At 38.8% G+C, this 18989-nt stretch carries 16 protein-coding genes; all 16 read left to right on the top strand.

The window, feature by feature from the left end; translation table 11 throughout:
• Positions 1-6 precede the first annotated feature (6 nt).
• The 16 genes from kdsA (at position 7) to ACP7FG_RS03500 (ending at position 18925) form a co-directional block, all read left to right on the top strand.
• Positions 7-852, top strand: coding sequence for a 3-deoxy-8-phosphooctulonate synthase (gene kdsA, locus ACP7FG_RS03575; RefSeq protein ID WP_439225545.1), 846 nt, complete (start codon positions 7-9; stop codon positions 850-852).
• A 568-nt stretch (positions 853-1420) separates the two neighbouring features.
• On the top strand, positions 1421-2161 hold the full coding sequence (locus ACP7FG_RS03570) for a hypothetical protein (protein WP_439225544.1): 741 nt from the start codon (positions 1421-1423) through the stop codon (positions 2159-2161).
• Between the two features lie 334 nt (positions 2162-2495).
• Positions 2496-3239 (top strand): hypothetical protein, encoded by a 744-nt coding sequence (locus ACP7FG_RS03565; RefSeq protein WP_439225543.1) that lies wholly within the window; start codon positions 2496-2498, stop codon positions 3237-3239.
• A gap of 302 nt (positions 3240-3541) precedes the next feature.
• Entirely contained in the window at positions 3542-4684 is a 1143-nt protein-coding gene (locus tag ACP7FG_RS03560) for a hypothetical protein (RefSeq protein ID WP_439225542.1), read from the top strand.
• 38 nt (positions 4685-4722) lie between these two features.
• A complete protein-coding gene (locus ACP7FG_RS03555) occupies positions 4723-6039 on the top strand; it encodes a glycosyltransferase family 4 protein (protein WP_439225541.1) in 1317 nt (438 codons plus the stop codon).
• Positions 6040-6503: 464 nt separating this feature from the next.
• The gene (gene galE, locus ACP7FG_RS03550; RefSeq protein ID WP_439225540.1) at positions 6504-7535 is read left to right on the top strand and encodes a UDP-glucose 4-epimerase GalE; all 1032 of its coding nucleotides are present in this window, start codon (positions 6504-6506) and stop codon (positions 7533-7535) included.
• Between the two features lie 495 nt (positions 7536-8030).
• Complete coding sequence (locus tag ACP7FG_RS03545; protein ID WP_439225539.1) at positions 8031-9068, top strand: polysaccharide biosynthesis protein; 1038 nt, start codon at positions 8031-8033, stop codon at positions 9066-9068.
• 2 nt (positions 9069-9070) lie between these two features.
• Positions 9071-10207, top strand: coding sequence for a UDP-2-acetamido-2,6-beta-L-arabino-hexul-4-ose reductase (gene wbjC / locus ACP7FG_RS03540; protein WP_439225538.1), 1137 nt, complete (start codon positions 9071-9073; stop codon positions 10205-10207).
• Positions 10204-11358, top strand: coding sequence for a non-hydrolyzing UDP-N-acetylglucosamine 2-epimerase (gene wecB, locus ACP7FG_RS03535; protein ID WP_439225537.1), 1155 nt, complete (start codon positions 10204-10206; stop codon positions 11356-11358). The genes wbjC and wecB overlap by 4 nt, the downstream gene beginning before the upstream one ends.
• Entirely contained in the window at positions 11348-12445 is a 1098-nt protein-coding gene (locus ACP7FG_RS03530; RefSeq protein ID WP_439225536.1) for a glycosyltransferase, read from the top strand. Before wecB ends, ACP7FG_RS03530 begins: the two co-directional genes overlap by 11 nt.
• A 134-nt stretch (positions 12446-12579) precedes the next feature.
• On the top strand, positions 12580-13716 hold the full coding sequence (locus ACP7FG_RS03525) for a glycosyltransferase family 4 protein (RefSeq protein WP_439225535.1): 1137 nt from the start codon (positions 12580-12582) through the stop codon (positions 13714-13716).
• Positions 13709-14671, top strand: a complete 963-nt coding sequence (locus ACP7FG_RS03520) for a UDP-glucose 4-epimerase family protein (protein ID WP_439225534.1) — start codon at positions 13709-13711, stop codon at positions 14669-14671. The genes ACP7FG_RS03525 and ACP7FG_RS03520 overlap by 8 nt, the downstream gene beginning before the upstream one ends.
• Positions 14672-14685: 14 nt before the next feature.
• The gene (locus ACP7FG_RS03515) at positions 14686-15234 is read left to right on the top strand and encodes a sugar transferase (protein ID WP_439225533.1); all 549 of its coding nucleotides are present in this window, start codon (positions 14686-14688) and stop codon (positions 15232-15234) included.
• Positions 15231-16283 (top strand): NAD-dependent epimerase, encoded by a 1053-nt coding sequence (locus tag ACP7FG_RS03510; RefSeq protein ID WP_439225532.1) that lies wholly within the window; start codon positions 15231-15233, stop codon positions 16281-16283. The genes ACP7FG_RS03515 and ACP7FG_RS03510 overlap by 4 nt, the downstream gene beginning before the upstream one ends.
• A 30-nt stretch (positions 16284-16313) precedes the next feature.
• Positions 16314-17480, top strand: coding sequence for a nucleotide sugar dehydrogenase (locus ACP7FG_RS03505; protein WP_439225531.1), 1167 nt, complete (start codon positions 16314-16316; stop codon positions 17478-17480).
• Positions 17481-17533: 53 nt separating this feature from the next.
• On the top strand, positions 17534-18925 hold the full coding sequence (locus tag ACP7FG_RS03500) for a hypothetical protein (RefSeq protein WP_439225530.1): 1392 nt from the start codon (positions 17534-17536) through the stop codon (positions 18923-18925).
• The last annotated feature ends 64 nt before the right edge of the window (positions 18926-18989 follow it).

The following is an 18989-nucleotide window of genomic DNA, read 5'->3' as shown; positions in this document are numbered from 1 at the left end:
TTAAAAATGGTCATTGAAATAAATAATAATATTTCGGTAGGAAATCAGCTTGGCTTTACGCTCTTCGGTGGTATTAATGTTATAGAATCCGAAGAGTTAGTAATGGAAGCATGTGAGGAATATGTTCGGGTGACAAAAAAGCTCGGTATTCCCTTTGTTTTTAAAGCTAGTTTTGATAAAGCTAATCGTTCGTCAATCCACTCATATCGTGGGCCGGGTTTAAATAAAGGGTTAAAGATTCTTGCGGATGTAAAAAAAGAATTTGGAGTACCGTTAATAACAGACGTCCATGAGTCATTTCAAGCTGAAGCAGCTTCTGAAGTAGTGGACGTATTGCAGCTTCCCGCATTCCTAGCTCGCCAAACCGATTTGGTTACCGCAATGGCGAAGACTGGCAAAGTGATCAATATAAAAAAACCTCAATTCCTTAGCCCAGGACAAATGAAACACATCATTGAAAAGTTCAGAGAAGCAGGTAATGAACGTATAATGCTCTGTGAGCGCGGAACGTGTTTTGGATACGATAATTTAGTGGTCGATTTGCTTGGTTTCGGTGTTATGAAGAATATTAGCAACAATGCGCCTATCGTTTTTGACGTAACCCACGCTCTACAGCAAAGAGAAAGCGGTGGTTCTGTATCTGGCGGGAGACGTTCTGAAATAGTCGAGTTAGCTAAAGCCGGAATTTCAACGGGGCTCGCTGGTCTTTTTTTAGAAGCACATAAAAATCCCAATAAGGCAAAATGTGATGGTCCTAGCGCGCTGCCTTTAGACAAACTCGAGATTTTTCTTGAACAAATAAAAGAACTTGATGATCTAGTAAAAAAGCAAGATAAAATCCTCATTACTTAATTGGTTAGCTAAATTTCAATAGAGGTATCAAACCTTTTTAAAGCTTGTAAGTAAGGAAGATAATATTAATTGAAATTATTATCTTATACGGTTAGCACCTAGTTCCTTTATTGATGGCACTTAGAAAATATTATACATAATTTTAATATTTCTTGTTTACAGGCTAGCCAAGCTTAGATTAAATCATCTTAACACTAACTGAAGTTTTTTTCTTATCTGCCTTTTGCCAGTATGAAAGATGCTCAAAAAAGGTTGTTGAGTACTAGTGAACAAGTGTGAATCAGAGCCTTGGTACGAGCTTATAGATAAAACCAGTTACTATTGTTTTTTATTTAACCGGGGAAATCTACGCAGAATGAATTTATTGAGAGTGAGTGCCTTCAGTAAAACTGGTTTAAGACTCTCGACAAAGTTAAATATGAAATATAGCGGCGGTATGTTCGATTCGCTTCAGGTTTGTGGTGTTTGATTATTGTTAGACATAATTTCATATGTAGCTACTTTTTAAAACTCCTTATCGAATTGGCGTTATATATTGCTTAATTTTTTTGAAGGTTTTAGTCAAGTTATGTTTTTAAATAAAATTAAAAAATTATTCAGATTAATAAAGCTTTTATTAATCTATGTTTTTAAAATAAGACCAAGCGATTTTTTTAATGATAAATATTTTAGTGGTAAAAAAATAATTATCATAGGCCCGGCAGACACTGCGATGCAGTTTTCTAATCCTGTTAAACTTGACGATTTCGATCTCATCATAAGGCTAAATAAATCTCCCTTAATGCTTGAGAAAAATGGTAATTCTGAAAGAACAGATGTTTTATACCATTGTTTAAATGAGGACCCGATAACGGGGGGGGGGGAAATAAAGCCAAGCATACTTATAAAACAGCATACGAAGTTTATACTGTACCCTTACAGGGAGATTTTCTTGTTTAAGGATTTTTTTGAAATAAAAGCTAAATATCCAGATCTTAAGATAAAAGCGGCTGGTTCTTTTTCGAAGTATATGAAATTAAGAAGAAAGCTTAATGTAAGGATACCAACGACCGGGATTCAAGCAATTAATCACCTAATAGATACCGATTTTAGTGAACTCTATATAACTGGTTTTACATTTTTTAGGACTGCATATAAAGAAAATTATATAGCGGAAAATTATAGCGATTCAAAATCTGCCTACGAATTAGCAAAAAGTAGTGGGAATCATGATCCAGATAAAGAGTTTGAATATTTTTTTGATCTGATAAATAGAAAAAACAGCGGAAAAATCGTACTCGACGAGTATCTTAAAAGGTATAAATTCTGACTTTAAAAAGTTATTGCGAATAAATTAATTTTTACAGTTCGATAAGCATTAATTGTATAAAAATAATAAGTATTTTTGAAAAAAATTACTACTTTTTAAATATTTAATAAAGATCAACCAGTAAATTAAAGTAGTATTATAGTTATGGCTAACGTCGAAGCTTCCTGTTAAAGCAATGAAGATTTTAGATATCAATTGCCCGGTTAATATTTCTGGTTACATAATAGTAATCTAAATTTGGAATGACGAAATTTCGATCTTGATGGTATGAATTTTACTTTGCTTAAATGGTTATTAGGAGTATCTCAGTTTATAAATTTTAAGAGAGGATTAGATGTTGCTGTTCCTTAGAATAAAGAATTTTATATTAGGGCGTCTTCATTCGATTAATTTATCACCCAGATTTATCGAGGATAAAGCTGAATCAACTGATTTAAGTGAATTTGAGAAAGGGTTCGGTATAAAGGCTACTGATAGGCCATTTGAAATATCTGCAGTATATAGACTGTCTCATGAGTCTGAATTTCTAACAGCAAGTGTAATGAGTATTGCGTCTTTAGTTTCGGAAGTTATTTTTGTAGCGAATAATAGTGACGAAGCGACGCTACGTGTAATAGAAAAATTGATAGACTATCTCGGAACTATAGGAATAAGAACCAAACTTATTTTTTTTAATAAAGAAGTAGCCAGCCAAGGTATTAATTATAAAAAAGACATTGAAAATGGGAAAGTCAGTCTGTCCGATTACTATAACTTTTGCTTCTCTCATGCTACATCTGAATATGTAATGAAAGTAGATGGCACAATGATAATGCTTCCACAAGCTAAACATGAAATAGAAAAAAAATTGAAGTTTAACGATTTTGTTCAATATAGAGGAATATCGTTCTTTGGGCGAAAAATGTCCTATGAAACCTATTTATATAAAAATGGTATGTTCAGATATGTTTGTGGCGATTATTTCGAACGGTTAAATGTAAGCGAGTTAGCTGAAAGAAAGAATATATACCGCTCTCGAATACACAAGAGGCTATATATTCATATGAAGTATTATAAGATGAAATATTATCTTCCTTAATTACCAAATAAGTTGTAAGTAAAATTTTTTATGGAATAAAATCCTAGAATGAGTTTAAAAACTATACTCAATTACTTTAACTTTTCTTTAAGCCTTTCGGGTTTTATGCCAGAAATTTAATCGTTGAAAAAGATACTATATTAATATAGCTAGTAGTTTACATCTATTGGCTTCCACTAGAAGAGAAGTAATTTCTAATAGATTTATTTTTTGGAAAAATAGTTCACATTTCTTCACTTTTACCACTTTCTTGCTCGCTTTATGTTTTATAAAAGCTTTAATTTAAAAGGCTACTGAAAAGTATGTTAAAAAACGTACTAGTGTTAATTTTAACCTTAATTCTATTATTAACAACTCAGGAGGTGGTTGCACTTGATCTTTTTATAGGTAAGGAAGTTAAATATCTAATTAATTTTTTATGCCTATTAGCTATATTTTTTAGTTTTCGTGACATAATATTTTTTTATGCCTTAGACCTTGTTTTTTGGTTGTTAGTTATTATTTATGTTTTTGTGAGATTTTCCTACTTTGGAATCTCTGAAAGTTCTGCAGTTGATTTATATCATTTCTTGAAATTTTATTTAGCATTCAAGATCGTTGTTGCATTAATAAGCAGGAGTAACTATAAAAATATATCTAGTGCGGTTAAGTGGCCTATATTTTTTGCATTTATATCTTTCATCCTTTTTTTAGTGAAACCTGACCAGTCATTCGTCTTTGAGGATCACTCTGGGCACACGGTATATGCTACTTACTTGTCATTTAGTTCTTCTATTTATAACTTACCCGGTATATCATTCGCGCGAATGAATTCGGTTTTTGACGAACCTGGGACCTTTGGTCTATTTATTTCAATGGTTCTTTTTTTAGATTACTATAACCGGAGAAAGCTTGATTTTACTTTTTTATCTATTGGGTTGTTAGGCTTAAGCTCAATGTCTTTAGCTTATATAATATACTTTATCGGTATCATTATTATAGTATCATTTAGTAAAATTAAACTTAAGAATTTTTTTACGATAGCTATTTTGTTTTCGATATCCATTTTAATACTATCATTTGATAGTAGTTTTTCAGAGTATATTATCGGTCGTTTCGATTCGATATTAAACGACAGCCATAACCGTTCTTCTGGTAACGAATTAGCTTTAGACTTCCTTGCCCACTCATTGGCAGGGATGAGTGATGCTGTGTTCGATAAGCGTTTAATCCCATCTAGTGGCATACTCGTACTGGCAGCATATAAAGGTGTGTTATTCGTATTACCTTTTATTTTTATGGTGTTTTGGCTGCTTTTATACTTTCCTAAGAATAAACTAATTTTCTTTTTTCTTTTTCTTATAGTAATTTCAACAAGAAATAACTTTTTTACCGGGTTTATGTTACACCTTTTACTTTTTATAGTTGTCTGGTCGTATAATTGGCCTAGTTTACGCGAAAAATAAACGTTGTTTATATATAGATATTTAAATGGATAGTTGACGTGCTGAATGATAATGAGATTAAACATAATAGTGGAAAGCCTTTAAAAGTACTTTGGGTTGTCAATCATGCTATGCCCGATTTATGTGAACATTACTCGCTACCCAAGACAACAAGCGGTTCATGGTTGGTTAGTCTACTAGATTACTTTAAGAGTCAGCAAAGAAGTGTGCAAGTTTTTATAGCTTGCCCCTCTAAACTGGGATATACCGAAACTAAACTGCAAGGGATAACCTATCTGACATTTCCGGAACCGCGGGTTGGTAAATATATTTATCTAAAGAATAAATCGCATAAAATTGCAGAACGTTTAATAAATATAGCTGATCCAGATTTAATTCATTTTCATGGTACAGAGTTTCCATATTTTGAAGCTTTCTACATATCTAACGGCGCTCCAACCGTAACTTCTATTCAAGGGTTGGTCTCTGAAATATATAAAACTAAAGCGATGACTAAGTTCAACAGCTATATTTCTTTTTTAGGAAAGATATATTGTTGGTTTAAGCATTTTTCCCTCTACACTAGATTTCTTTCTGAAACTCGGCAAATTAAGAACTCTCAAAATATAATAGGTAGGACAAACTGGGACTTTGTGCGTTCTTTTTCAATTAACCCTAAAATATCTTATTTTAAGGTGGATGAAGGGTTGAGAAGTGAGTTCTTGAACATAAAGTGGGATGAGAGCTCTCTTCAAGAAGAAACTATATTTTTCCCCGGAGACATATGTAATCCTTTAAAAGGTTTTGCATTTATGCTTAACGTTCTGGCTTCTGTTAAACAAAAAGCTCCAAACATCCAGTTACTTGCAACAGGCGATATAAGTAAAAGGAATGACAGTTATTCTAGGTCGCTTAAGAAAATAATAAAACGTTTTGAGCTTGAAGATAACATTCAGTTTCTTGGTTCTTTAGAGTCGGAAAGAATGGCATATTATTACAAAAATTGCTCAATCTGTTTTATAGGGTCAGCTATAGAAAATAGTTCAAATTCATTTATTGAAGCCCAGTCTGTTGGTATTCCTATAGTGGCCCCCTTTGTTGGTGGGCTTCCGTCGTTATATACGGGGGCATCTAAAGTAAAATTCTACCCGTTGAACGATGTGCAACTAGCTTCGCATTTTGTTTTTCAAAGCCTTGGCTACAGAACCGATTTTGACGGTATTAATAATGGCTTCCACCGTAATGGGGAAAATATATCTTTTCAACTCGATTCTAATGAGACTCAAGGTTTTGATACGGGGTTAGAATATTTAAATCTATACAACTACTTAGTAGGGGAGGGTACAGCCGAAAAAAGTCGGGATACATTTAATTAGTGACCATAAGAGAAAATACTAGGCTAGCTTGGAAATTTCTCGAAACGAGCATTCGGAATCGAGCCTATCGGGTTTGTGCTTAAGCATGGAAAAGCTGTTTATTCTATTAAAAGAATGGGTCCTCTTACTAACTAGGATAGAAATTTTAGCTATTAGAACTAGGTACTGTTGAAACATCTAAAATGATAATTTGCGGAACTTATTAGGCCTGTGTAAATGATTCTTTTGATTACTACATTTTGCAACTCTTAGGCTAATATTGCAGTACAAGTATAAATAAGAAACTTTGATACCTAAGTAAGTGTTTTTAATCAATTTTTTCTTATAAATTATATAAGATAACAGTGTACTTATTTAGTGATATATTACGATTGGTGAAAGCAGAAGAATTAGAAGGAACGTACCTAGGCTTTTTACAGCTTCACATTAATACGATAAGACTTGCAATAGACCGGTAGATTTTTATGAATGAACATATACTTGTAACAGGCGGGGCCGGCTATATAGGCTCACATACAGTGGTTGAATTACTTAGTGAAGGCTATTCAGTTGTCGTTTTAGATAACCTCTCTAATAGTACTAGAGAGTCCCTTAAACGTGCCGAAAAAATTTCAGGAAAAAACATTTCTTTTGTTAAAGGAGATGTCCGTGATAAAGCCAGTCTGAATAAATTATTCAGCCAATATACAATTCAGTCGGTTATCCACTTTGCTGGTTTAAAAGCTGTAGGGGAAAGCGTTGAACGACCACTTCACTATTATCAAAATAACGTTATAGGTACATTCACTTTATGTGAAGTGATGGAAGCTTTTGGCGTTAAGAATCTCGTCTTTTCCTCTTCAGCTACGGTGTATGGAGAGCCCCAAGGTTTTCCAATTAATGAAAGTTCGCCAGTCGGTAGTACTACTAATCCTTACGGCACTTCGAAGTATATGGTCGAACGTATTCTTCAGGATTTATGTGTTGCTGATTCAGGTTGGTCGGCTATCGTTTTACGATATTTTAACCCAGTTGGAGCCCATAGCTCCGGGATTATAGGTGAAGACCCAAATGGTATTCCGAATAATCTTTTACCGTATGTATCACAAGTTGCAATTGGTAAGTTAAAAGAACTGAATGTATATGGCTACGATTATCCGACCCCAGACGGAACAGGTATACGAGACTATATTCATGTAGTCGATTTAGCTCAAGGTCATCTTGATGCATTAAAGTTAATCGAAGAAAATGCCCCAGTTGGATTCGATGCGATAAATCTAGGGACTGGAAAAGGCTATTCTGTACTAGAAATCATAGAAGCTTTCGAAAAACAAAGTGCAAAAGCAGTACCATATAGGCTTGTCGAGCGCAGAGCGGGTGATATAGCTATCTGTTATGCCGATGCAGCCTACGCATATAAGAGATTAGGCTGGAAGGCTAGACTAGGATTAGAGAAAATGATGCGTGACTCTTGGAATTGGCAAATGAAAAACCCTAACGGATACAAAGGAAAATAATTTCTGTCGTAGTTATCATGTAGCTTTTAGCGCAAACCTCTTATATTCAATCCTTACTAAGGAGACTAGTTTTTTATGGAGACTGGTTTTAATTGTTTGTTGAAAATTAAAGGGAAACTAACGTTAACTAAATTGAGATAATTTTTAATGAGTAAAGAAAATTAATCGCTGGACAGAAAATATATTGTTAAGTTGACCGACACACCTGAAACCAATTCTACACCTGAGAGTTAACTAGTAACTGTAATAGTTGCACTTTAAGAGTTATGCTTCGCTTAATAAAGAGCAGTGGCGATTTATTCATCTCGGTCGATATATATTTTATTCGCTATGGTTCAGTTGTTCTTTGCTAGTTTATTTATCGAGGTGATGGTATCTTTTTTACTCATCTTGAGCTTTGCAATCCCGGCTCTTCTAAAGAGAGCTAACGATAATCGATTGGTTTACTAACTTTTGGCTTAAGCTAACGCTTCTAATATTTTATACGGTTCTTTTATGACTTTTAGTAATAAAAAACTTTTACTTACTGGCGGCACAGGTTCGTTTGGTAACGCTGTCCTTCGCCGATTTCTTGATACGGATATCGCTGAAATACGAATTTTTAGCCGTGATGAAAAAAAGCAGGATGATATGCGTAAAGCATACAACCATCCCAAGCTGAAGTTTTACATTGGCGATGTTCGAGACTATCAAAGCGTCTTAAATGCGAGTCGCGGCGTGGACTTTATTTATCATGCTGCTGCCTTAAAGCAAGTTCCCTCATGTGAGTTTCACCCAATGGAAGCAGTAAAGACAAACATCGTAGGTACCGAGAATGTTCTCGAAGCAGCTATTCAAAATGAAGTGAAAAGGGTTGTTTGTTTAAGTACAGATAAGGCTGTTTACCCTATTAATGCGATGGGTATATCAAAGGCTATGATGGAAAAGGTCATGGTCGCAAAGTCTCGTAACGTAGATGAGCAAAGAACCGTTATTTGCGGTACGCGTTATGGCAATGTTATGGCCTCACGGGGTTCGGTAATTCCTTTATTTGTTGATCAAATTAGAAGTGGTAAGCCAATTACTATTACAGACCCTAACATGACACGCTTTATGATGACTCTGGATGATGCGGTCGATTTGGTTCTATACGCATTCGAACATGGTACCAACGGTGATATTTTCGTTCAAAAGGCTCCAGCTGCAACTATTGAAACTCTAGCAAAAGCTATTTTGTCCTTCGTTGATAAAACAGGACATCCCATTGAAACTCTCGGGACACGCCATGGCGAGAAGCTCTACGAAGCACTTTTATCGCGAGAAGAGATGGTTTGCGCAGAGGATATGGGCGACTATTATCGAGTCCCGCCCGATCTTCGCGACCTTAACTACTCTAAGTATGTTGACCAGGGCGACAATAGAATTGAGCAGGTTGAGGACTATAACTCACATAATACTGAGCGATTAAACGTTGAGGGAATGAAGCAGCTCTTGAATAAACTTCCATTCATGCGTGCGGTTGCAAACGGCGATTACATTAATCCAGAAGGCTAGCTATGAAGTTACTGATTACTGGCGCAAACGGCTTTGTCGGCAAAAATCTAGTTGCTCATATCGATGAAATGGAAGATATTGAGTACGTTAAGTTCACGAAAGCTCATAAAGCACCGGAACTTAACGAATTGCTAAAATGTGTCGACTGCGTTATTCACTTGGCAGGTGTGAATAGACCTGATAATGAAAGTGAATTCTTTGAAGGGAATACTAACCTTACAGAAGAATTACTAAATATACTAAGTGAGCAGCCCAAACCCTTACCGGTTATTTATAGTTCGTCTATCCAGGCTCAACGTGATAACGCTTACGGTAAAAGCAAGCGACAAGCTGAAGAGTTAGTTAAAAGTTACGCAGAGGCTAATAGTACGCCTGCAAAGGTTTATAGACTAGCTAATGTTTTTGGGAAGTGGTGTGAACCAAACTATAACTCAATGGTGGCTACTTTTTGTCATAATGTTGCTCGCGACCTTCCTATACAAATCAACGATACCAACGCCAAAGTTAAACTTGTTTATATTGATGATGTAGTAAAGGAACTCATAAAAGCTGCACGTGATTTAGTTTCCGGTGAGAACAAAAATGCACAAACAGAAATGCTTAGTGAAGTGCTGCCTGTTTATGAGAAAACAGTAGGTTATGTAGCGAAGCAGCTGCGTTTATTCAAAGGCAGTCGCGACACTCTTGTTACAGAAAAGGTTGGCGATGGTTTTGTCCGTAAACTGTATTCAACTTACGTCAGCTATTTACCTAAAGAGCGCTTCTCATACGAGGTACCTAAGCATGGCGATGAACGCGGTGTTTTTGTTGAAATGCTAAAAACCAAGGACTCTGGACAATTTTCATTCTTTACGGCTCACCCAGGAGTGACAAGAGGTGGGCATTACCACCATACAAAAAATGAAAAGTTTCTGGTTATAAAAGGGAATGCTCGTTTTGGATTCCGCCATATGATAACTAATGAATATCACGAGCTTTTCACAAGTGGCGATAAACCGGAAATTGTTGAAACGGCCCCTGGCTGGAGCCATGACATTACCAATGTAGGTGATGAAGAAATGGTTGTGATGCTGTGGGCGAATGAGATATTTGACCGTGATAACCCTGATACATACTACGCACCGGTGAAACTTTCATGAAAAAACTAAAAGTAATGACTATTCTGGGTACACGTCCAGAAATAATTCGTCTGTCTCGTGTTATGGCAGTACTTGACGAGGTTGTTGACCATAAAATTGTTCACACGGGTCAAAACTATGACTATGAATTGAATGACGTTTTCTTTGAAGAACTCGGTGTGCGTCAGCCTGATCACTTTTTTAATGTTGATACGTCTTCTTTAGGAAAAAGCCTCGGTGAAATTCTAATTAAAACTGAACAGGTTATTCTTGAAGAGAAGCCGGATGCTGTTCTGGTGTTAGGTGATACAAACAGTGCCGTAGCCACTATGATGGCAAAACGAATGAAGGTAGCTACGTACCATATGGAAGCTGGTAATCGCAGCTTCGATGCCAATGTACCAGAAGAAATTAACCGGAAATTGGTAGATCACTTAGCCGATTTCAACTTGGTTTATACTGAACATGCTAGACGACATCTTTTGAGTGAAGGGCTCTCGCATCGCTTTATTTACCTAACGGGATCACCGATGCGAGAAGTTCTGGAGCATGTATTACCGTCAATTCAGAAGTCTACTGTTTTAGATACTCTGAAGCTCGAAAAGAACAAATACTTTATTGTCAGCGTTCATAGAGAAGAGAACGTCGACAGTAAAGAGAACCTTAAGAAAGTGGTTGAGTGCTTAAGTTCTTTATATGAAGCCTACGGCTACCCAGTTGTTGTCTCTACACATCCGAGAACTCGCAACAGATTAGAAAAGCTCGGCTTGCTCGATGATGTGGAAGGTATTCAGTTTTTAAAACCTTTTGGCTTTTTTGATTACAACAAGCTGCAAATGGACGCATTTTGCGCTATTTCCGACAGCGGCACTATTAGCGAAGAGTCTTCAATTTTAGAGTTTCCGGCAGTAACACTACGTCGTTCTATTGAACGTCCCGAAGCGCTCGATACAGGGGCTATAGCGTTAACTGGTTTGGACCAGCAAATGCTAATTGATGGAGTTCGAATAGCTACCAGCTCTCGTGATGTTTTTTCTGGGGCGGAGCGTGAAATTCCGGAAGAGTATAAAATTAGAAACACATCAGAGCGAGTTGTCCGTTTAATTACTGGAACCGCAAAGTTAACTCCGCATTGGAAAAATATGGACTCGTTTAGTCGTTATGACTGGTAATAATAGAAAAATTTTGTATGTTGGCGGTTTCAAATTGCCGGATTTAAATGCAGCAGCTCACAGGGTTGTCAACCTAGGAAAGGCGTTTTCTGCGTTGAGTTATAATGTATATTATATGCATCACGGAAAGGTAATTAAGCAAAGTGAGCTAGATGAGGTTGAGCATGTAAGGCTATCAAAAATTGCGAGGTTTAAAAAGTTTTTTGGCTTAGATGCTATAACTGGAATTAGAAAGTTAAAACCTAAGTACGTTGTTTTATATAACTATTGGAGTGTTAGTTTTGCTTTTGTTCTCCTTTACTGCAAGCTTAATAAGGTAAAGGTTATATCTGACTGCACTGAGTGGTATGGAGTTATCGGTTATAGAGGAATCAAAAAGTTAGCAAAGTTTATAGACACTGAGCTTCGCATGCGCGTTCTTAATAAACTCTGCTTCAAGGTTATTTCAATAAGCTCCTATCTACACCGCTACTATGGACATAAATCAGTTTTAATACCTCCATTAGTTGATGTGAATGAAGTTAAGTGGAGTGCAAAAGAAGATAGTGAATTTGCGAACCCCAAATACTTCAATATTTTATATAGTGGAAATGTTGGGTATGGAAAAGATAGCCTTTATGGCCTGATTGAAAAAGTAATAGAACATAATAAAAGTGGCAAACGAAAAATCAGAGTACTAATCGCTGGCACTACAAGACAGGACTTTGAAGTCTCTGAGTTCAACTACTTACCTAAAGGTGGAGAGGATGCAGTAGTATTTACTGGAAGGCTAACACATGATGAAGTCATTATGTTAAATAAAGCTTGTGATATTCTATATTTCTATCGTCCGGTAATAAGGGCAAATAAGGCTGGCTTTCCCACCAAGTTTGTCGAAGCCTATACGCTAAATTTACCTATTGTAACTAACGATGTTAGTGATGTTTCTAAATATTTGCAGTTTGAAAGTAGAGGTCGATTAATTGACAGCCCTGGTAAGCTAAATTTAGACGAAATAGTGGGGGGGTATTCATGTCGAGGTTATGGTTTAGACCTAAGCTTTCACTTTGAGAGCCACCTCTCAAGTGTCAAACATCTTTTTCATTGAGCTAATGGCGGCATCCTATGCCTGATTTATATATTTTTATTTAAACCAAAACTTTCATAGTTAGCGAATCACTCCATATCGAATACTAACAATTCATACGTTTACCTTTCCAGTAAGGCTTGAAAACTAAAAACATGCAACAGAAAATACTTTTTATTATTAATACGCCTGAGTTTTTTCTTTCTCATCGTGCCTCTTTAGCCGAAGCCGCTCAACAAAACGGGTATTCAGTTCATGTTGCTACTGGCAAAGGTGTTGCAGCTGAGGAGATAACGCGACTGGGCTTTACTTATCATGAAGTGCCTTTCAGTCGGAGCGGGCAGAATCCCTTAGTTGAACTAAAAACGATATTTAAGTTGTTGATACTATTTAGAAGCGTTAAGCCCGACTTAATTCACTTAGTTACTATAAAGCCAATGCTATATGGTGGTCTCGTCAACCGCTTGAGTATTAGGGTGCCTCTTGTTGGTGCGGTATCAGGTCTCGGTTCGGTATTTACATCGTCCTCATTGTTAGGTAGGTTGCGGCGCCATATAATTACAAGAGTATACTCATTTGCCCTTGGCTGCCGCTCGGTGAAAGTTATTTTTCAGAACCCGGATGACAAATCTACGTTACTGAATAGCGATGTCATTAGCGAAGAAAGTACAGTTCTGATCCGTGGCTCAGGCGTTGATTTAAAAGAGTACGCGGCGTTACCAGAACCTGTTGAGAATAAAATCCAAGTTGTTATGGTGGCTCGCTTACTCTTAGAAAAAGGTGTTTGCGAGTTTTACAAAGCTGCTGAGTTACTAGAGTTTCGTAATGTGCCAGTTGATATGAAACTTATTGGCACACCTGATCCTGGTAATCCAAAGAGTTTGTCTGAGTCAGAGTTCGAGTCTTGGAAGGAAAAGTCTTTCATAAAAGTTCTGGGTTTTCGTAAAGATATTGCCTCACAGTACGCCAACGCAAATATTGTCTGCTTGCCTTCATACTATGGAGAAGGCTTACCTAAGTCATTAATCGAAGCAGCCGCATGTGGTCGAGCTATTATTACTACTGACTCTCCCGGCTGTAACTATGCTATTGAAAATGGTGTTACGGGTTTGCTGGTTCCACCAAAAGACCATATTGCATTGGCTGATGCTATCGAAGAACTAGTGGCCAACGAAGGGAAACGAAAAAGGATGGGCGAAGCTGGTAGGACGTTCGCTGAAAAACACTTTGATATTAATGTTGTAGTGAAGCAACATTTGGCTATATACGACGAGTTGCTGACTTATGAGTGAACCAAGCAAGCTGCTTATTACTGGTGCCAGCGGGTTTATTGGCAATGAGTTATTTAAAAAGCTAAGTAATAATGGGTTCCAGGTAAACGGCACTGCGCGACAGTCTTATGGTGACTCTATTGTAGCTATACCATTAGACACGAAGGACTGGTCACCAGTTTTAGATGGTGTAGAGACAGTTATTCATTGCGCGGCTTTAGCGCATGTACCGCAGTCAGACAATGGGGAGTTTGTCTCTCGGGTTCGTGAGTATAATGTTGAGGCTCCTCAAAGGCTGGCTAAACAAGCGAAAGAAAAGGGCGTAAAGCGCTTTATATTTTTGAGTTCAGTAAAAGCCTTAGGCGAGTCAACAATCCCCAGCAGCTCTTATAAAAGCACAAGTGAATATTCACCTGAAGACTTATACGGCGAGTCAAAACGCGATGCTGAACTGGTCTTGAAAAAGGAGCTTTCAGGCTCTGCTACTGAGCTTGTTATTATTCGCCCACCCTTGGTCTACGGTCGAGGTGTAAAGGGTAACTTTAAAGCTTTAATGGGTTTAGCTAAGAAAAATGTGCCTTTGCCTTTTGGCGCAGTAAAAAATAAAAGAAGCCTGGTTGCGTTAGAAAACCTGGTTAGCTTAATTATTGCTTGTGTTAAGCATCCACAGCCTCTCAATGAAACTTTTTTAGTTAGTGATGATCATGACGTTTCAACCAAAGAGCTATTTGAAACCTTAACCCGTGCTTATGGCAAAAAGCCTAAGCTGTGGGCATGCCCGGTTTGGTTAATGCGCTTTGGAGCAACAATACTGGGAAAAAAAGCCATTGCGGATAGGCTGTTTGGTAATTTACAACTTGATATAACCCACACCAAAAAGACATTAAACTGGGAGCCGCCAGTTAGCTTTCAACAGGCAATACAAATCTGTGTTAACCATGAGCTGCACAGCTCTAATAAACCTGACAACCAATAGTGATATCGTATTCAATGATTCGTATTCTTGATTTTCTATTTTCTCTTTTTGGCCTGATAGTTGGCTTCCCCATACTTGTTTTACTTACCCTTATAGGGTTGTTTGATACGGGCTCGCCAATATTTACTCAGCAGAGGGTAGGCAAAAACAAAAAGCCTTTTGTTCTGGTTAAGTTCAGAACCATGAAAAAGGACACCGTTTCTGTAGCTAGCCATTTGGCCAGTAGCGCTTCTATTACAAAATTTGGGCATTTTTTACGTCGCACCAAGCTGGATGAACTTCCGCAGCTTTGGAATGTTCTAAAGGGCGAGATGAGCTTAGTTGGCCCACGGCCAGGGCTTTTTAATCAGGAAGAGTTAACCCAGGCGCGCGAAGCAAAAGGCGTGTTTAACGTTCGCCCGGGCATAACCGGGTTAGCGCAGGTAAACGAAATAGACATGTCCACACCAGAGTTGCTGGCAGAAACCGACGCAAAAATGATTAGCACACTCAATATAAAAAGCTACTTTCAGTATATTTTAATGACGGTTACCGGCAAAGGTTCTGGAGACAGAGTTAAATGAAGGTTTTAGTAACAGGCACGGCGGGCTTTATTGGTTTCTATACGGCCTTAAAGCTGCTTAAACAAGGCCATACCGTAGTAGGTTTGGACAGCATTAATGATTATTACGATGTAAATCTAAAATATGGCCGATTAAAAGAGAGTGGCATAGAAGAAAGCAAAGTTGAATATGGTGTAATGGTTACGTCTGAGTCGCACCCAGGCTACTCCTTTATCCAACTAAAGCTGGAAGACAAACATGCACTAGATTCGCTTTTTGAACAAGAGCAATTTGACGCAGTCTGTAACCTAGCTGCTCAAGCCGGAGTGCGTTACTCGCTGGAAAACCCCAGCGCTTATATAGATTCCAACATTGTGGGCTTTATGAATGTGCTGGAGGCCTGCCGCCATAATGATGTGAAAAACTTAAGCTATGCATCCAGCTCGTCGGTATACGGCTTAAATGAAGCTATGCCGTTTGCAACTTCGCACAGTGTGGACCATCCGGTCAGTTTGTATGCGGCTACAAAAAAATCTAACGAGTTAATGGCGCATACCTATGCGCACTTGTACGACATACAGTGTACCGGCTTACGGTTTTTCACCGTTTATGGCCCATGGGGCCGTCCCGATATGGCGCCCTTTATTTTTACCAAAGCCGCATTAAATGGTGACACCATTAAAGTTTTCAATAATGGAAAAATGAAGCGTGACTTCACCTATATTGACGACATTGTCGAAGGCGTGGTGCGCGTTATTGAAAGTCCGTGCAAAGCCAATAGCGGATGGAACGGTAAACAGCCAGACCCATCTAGCTCCTCGGCATCTTATAAAGTTTACAATATAGGTAATAGTCAACCTATCGCGCTTATGACCTTTATAGAGGCGGTTGAGAATGCCGCCGGGGTGGAAATACCCAAAGACTTTCAACCTATTCAGCCGGGCGATGTTGTCGCAACCTATGCCGATGTGTCTGAGTTAGAAAACGATATGGGTTATAGACCGTCAACGCTAGTAACTGAAGGCATGAAACGCACGGTTGAGTGGTACAAGCAGTTTTATAATGTCTAAAACCTCATAACAAGAACAGTTGGGTATTTTATGAAAATAGCAGTAGCGGGCACTGGGTACGTTGGCTTATCAAATGCTGTACTTTTGGCTCAGCATAATGAAGTTTATGCGGTTGATATTATAGATGAGAAAGTCGACCTTATTAACAGCAAGAAGTCACCCATTGAAGACAACGAAATATCTGAATTTCTTGCGGAAAAGAAGCTTAGTTTAAGAGCAACCCTAAGCCCTGAAGAGGCTTACAGTGATGCTGAATATGTGGTTATAGCCACGCCCACCGATTATGATCCCGAAACTAACTACTTTAATACCAATAGCGTAGAAGCGGTTATAGCCCAGGTTAAGCAAATAAACCCGGATGCCGTAATGGTCATTAAGTCGACCATTCCAGTCGGTTACACCCAAATGCTGAAAGAGAAAATGGGTACTGACAACATTATTTTCTCGCCGGAGTTTTTGCGCGAAGGTAAGGCTCTTTATGACAATTTGTATCCATCTCGTATTATTGTTGGGGAACGTTCAAAGCGTGCTGAGGTATTTGCCGAGCTGTTGAGAGAAGGTGCTATTAAAAAAGACGTGCCGACGCTTTTCACCGATAGCACTGAAGCTGAAGCGATTAAGCTGTTTGCGAATACGTACTTAGCCATGCGAGTTGCTTATTTTAATGAGCTAGATACTTACGCAGAAGTTCACGGCTTAAATACCCGCCAAATAATTGAGGGTGTTGGTTTAGACCCCCGGATTGGTGAGCACTACAACAACCCAAGCTTTGGTTATGGTGGCTATTGCCTCCCGAAAGATACCAAACAGCTATTAGCTAATTACCAGGATGTACCTCAAAACATGATGCGAGCGGTGGTTGATGCGAACCGTACCCGTAAGGACTTTATTGCTGACAGTATTATTGCAAAAAAGCCGAAAGTGGTGGGGGTTTATCGCTTAGTCATGAAGCAGGGTTCTGATAACTTCCGCGCATCGGCCATACAAGGCGTGATGAAACGCATTAAGGCCAAAGGCATTGAAGTTATTGTTTATGAACCGGTACTAGAGGAAGATAACTTCTATAATTCGCGTGTAGTGAATGATTTTGACGGATTCAAAGCTGAGGCGGACGTGATAGTTTCAAACCGTATGGCACCAGAGCTTCAGGATGTCGCTGGCAAAGTGTATACGCGAGATTTATTTGGAAGTGATTAGTCGCTAGCATCTGATGCGTAGGTGGCATTTTTAAAAAGCACAGGGTATAAGCAATGCAAACCATGACACTACAAAACTATACTGGTGCATCATTGCTTAACGCACGACAGTTAAACCTGTCTATGAGCTTAATGCTTGGGGAGCAAACGCGCCCTAAGCAACTGACTAAGCAGCAGCTCATGCAATTGCTGAATGTGCTGGAATCTTTGGCTATGTCATCACGAGTGCTGTTTGACGGCTCCATACAGCAAGATGATAAACAGCAACTTAAAGACCATAACCATCTCTACCGCGACCTTCTTAAAGAAACCAGTTTGTTTGCAACCGACCAATGGTTAGGTTGCTGCCAGCAGGCCGCTGCTCAGTCCGCATTACTGATTAAAGAATGGTTGGAAAGCCCCGAGCGCTGGTCAGAGCAATCGCCCGTTGCGCAAAAAGATGTCGAAAAATTTAAACAAGCGTTACTTGAAGGCTTTACCCAAAAGTTTACCGACAGACGCAAGCTGGCTAAAAGCACATTAACGGATAATAACTTCCGCGGTGCGAAATGTGTTGCCGGTTTATTGGTGACCATTGCGGAGCAAGCCCCTATAGACCAACCTACCGTTTCTGACTTTGCTCTTGCTTTTAACCAGGCAGCGCAAAGTGATGATGACGCTTGCCATAAAACCGGACAGTTAGTCTCCGGGCTTATCGACCGCTTCCGCGTAAACTTTGTGAATGAACTGGCCGCACAGCATAGCGCAGTTTATGTCGCGGCTCCTGCCATTGAAGACTTAAAAGCACAGCAAAGCGCGCTGCTCTGGCGTTTTTTAGGTAACAAGCTGCAGCAAGAGTCGCGGATAAATGACTTACAAAGCTTGTCACAAACCGAGTCTGAAGCCCTGCAAAGCTTTCCGTATGCTTATGCATTGCTGATGCAGAAGAAAGTCACCAGCCCCTCCAAACTCCTCGACTTACTCTTCAAAGTCCGTGATGACGCTGTTATTGCTCAGCAAGCCAGAGAAGAGCAAAGCGGAAAGCGGTTTGTGCATGAGTGGAACGTAGAAGAGTTTCAGGACATGCACGCTGGCCTTTTCGGGGATACCTTTGCCGCAATAAACAATCACAAAACCGCTTGGCACGATAACTTATTAAACATTGGTCGCTCATGCCTACCAGCACTGCTGTCTGTAGGCTCCGCGGGCCTAGGTATTGTGATACCGGAAAGCGCTGTTGAAGGCACCGTCGCTGTTAGTATGGCTTCTGCCGGTGTGGCGCTTGAAAATGCCAACCGCTTAGGTGGTAATAAAGTCAGTGACGGTAAGAGTGTTAAACTGTACCGCGATAATTATATGCGCTGGAACAAACTCCTGGATAAGGCAGCTACACAGCACTCAGGCGGCATGTCTTTGCAAGGCCGTATTGAAGATGTTTTTGGCGTACCCGTAGTGAACTCTGGTTAGCCAAACACTGTCGTAGCTTTTTTTAAAGTTAACTTATAAAATGCGGTGATTATTTAAGTGCTTA

Source organism: Idiomarina sp. ST10R2A5 (genome assembly GCF_051842325.1).
Classification (GTDB): Bacteria; Pseudomonadota; Gammaproteobacteria; order Enterobacterales; family Alteromonadaceae; genus Idiomarina; species Idiomarina abyssalis.
The sequence above is the reverse complement of the archived record's forward strand: the minus strand, read 5'-3'. Positions and strand labels throughout refer to the sequence as shown.

What these genes read in the sequence shown, in the direction of transcription:
- ACP7FG_RS03560 (WP_439225542.1), top strand. Translation starts at nt 3,542, where the DNA reads ATGTTAAAAAACGTACTAGTGTTAATTTTAACCTTAATTCTATTATTA.
- ACP7FG_RS03505 (WP_439225531.1), top strand. Translation starts at nt 16,314, where the DNA reads ATGAAAATAGCAGTAGCGGGCACTGGGTACGTTGGCTTATCAAATGCT.
- ACP7FG_RS03530 (WP_439225536.1), top strand. Translation starts at nt 11,348, where the DNA reads ATGACTGGTAATAATAGAAAAATTTTGTATGTTGGCGGTTTCAAATTG.
- wbjC (WP_439225538.1), top strand. Translation starts at nt 9,071, where the DNA reads ATGAAGTTACTGATTACTGGCGCAAACGGCTTTGTCGGCAAAAATCTA.
- ACP7FG_RS03510 (WP_439225532.1), top strand. Translation starts at nt 15,231, where the DNA reads ATGAAGGTTTTAGTAACAGGCACGGCGGGCTTTATTGGTTTCTATACG.
- ACP7FG_RS03520 (WP_439225534.1), top strand. Translation starts at nt 13,709, where the DNA reads ATGAGTGAACCAAGCAAGCTGCTTATTACTGGTGCCAGCGGGTTTATT.
- wecB (WP_439225537.1), top strand. Translation starts at nt 10,204, where the DNA reads ATGAAAAAACTAAAAGTAATGACTATTCTGGGTACACGTCCAGAAATA.
- galE (WP_439225540.1), top strand. Translation starts at nt 6,504, where the DNA reads ATGAATGAACATATACTTGTAACAGGCGGGGCCGGCTATATAGGCTCA.
- ACP7FG_RS03525 (WP_439225535.1), top strand. Translation starts at nt 12,580, where the DNA reads ATGCAACAGAAAATACTTTTTATTATTAATACGCCTGAGTTTTTTCTT.
- ACP7FG_RS03500 (WP_439225530.1), top strand. Translation starts at nt 17,534, where the DNA reads ATGCAAACCATGACACTACAAAACTATACTGGTGCATCATTGCTTAAC.
- kdsA (WP_439225545.1), top strand. Translation starts at nt 7, where the DNA reads ATGGTCATTGAAATAAATAATAATATTTCGGTAGGAAATCAGCTTGGC.
- ACP7FG_RS03545 (WP_439225539.1), top strand. Translation starts at nt 8,031, where the DNA reads ATGACTTTTAGTAATAAAAAACTTTTACTTACTGGCGGCACAGGTTCG.
- ACP7FG_RS03570 (WP_439225544.1), top strand. Translation starts at nt 1,421, where the DNA reads ATGTTTTTAAATAAAATTAAAAAATTATTCAGATTAATAAAGCTTTTA.
- ACP7FG_RS03515 (WP_439225533.1), top strand. Translation starts at nt 14,686, where the DNA reads ATGATTCGTATTCTTGATTTTCTATTTTCTCTTTTTGGCCTGATAGTT.
- ACP7FG_RS03565 (WP_439225543.1), top strand. Translation starts at nt 2,496, where the DNA reads ATGTTGCTGTTCCTTAGAATAAAGAATTTTATATTAGGGCGTCTTCAT.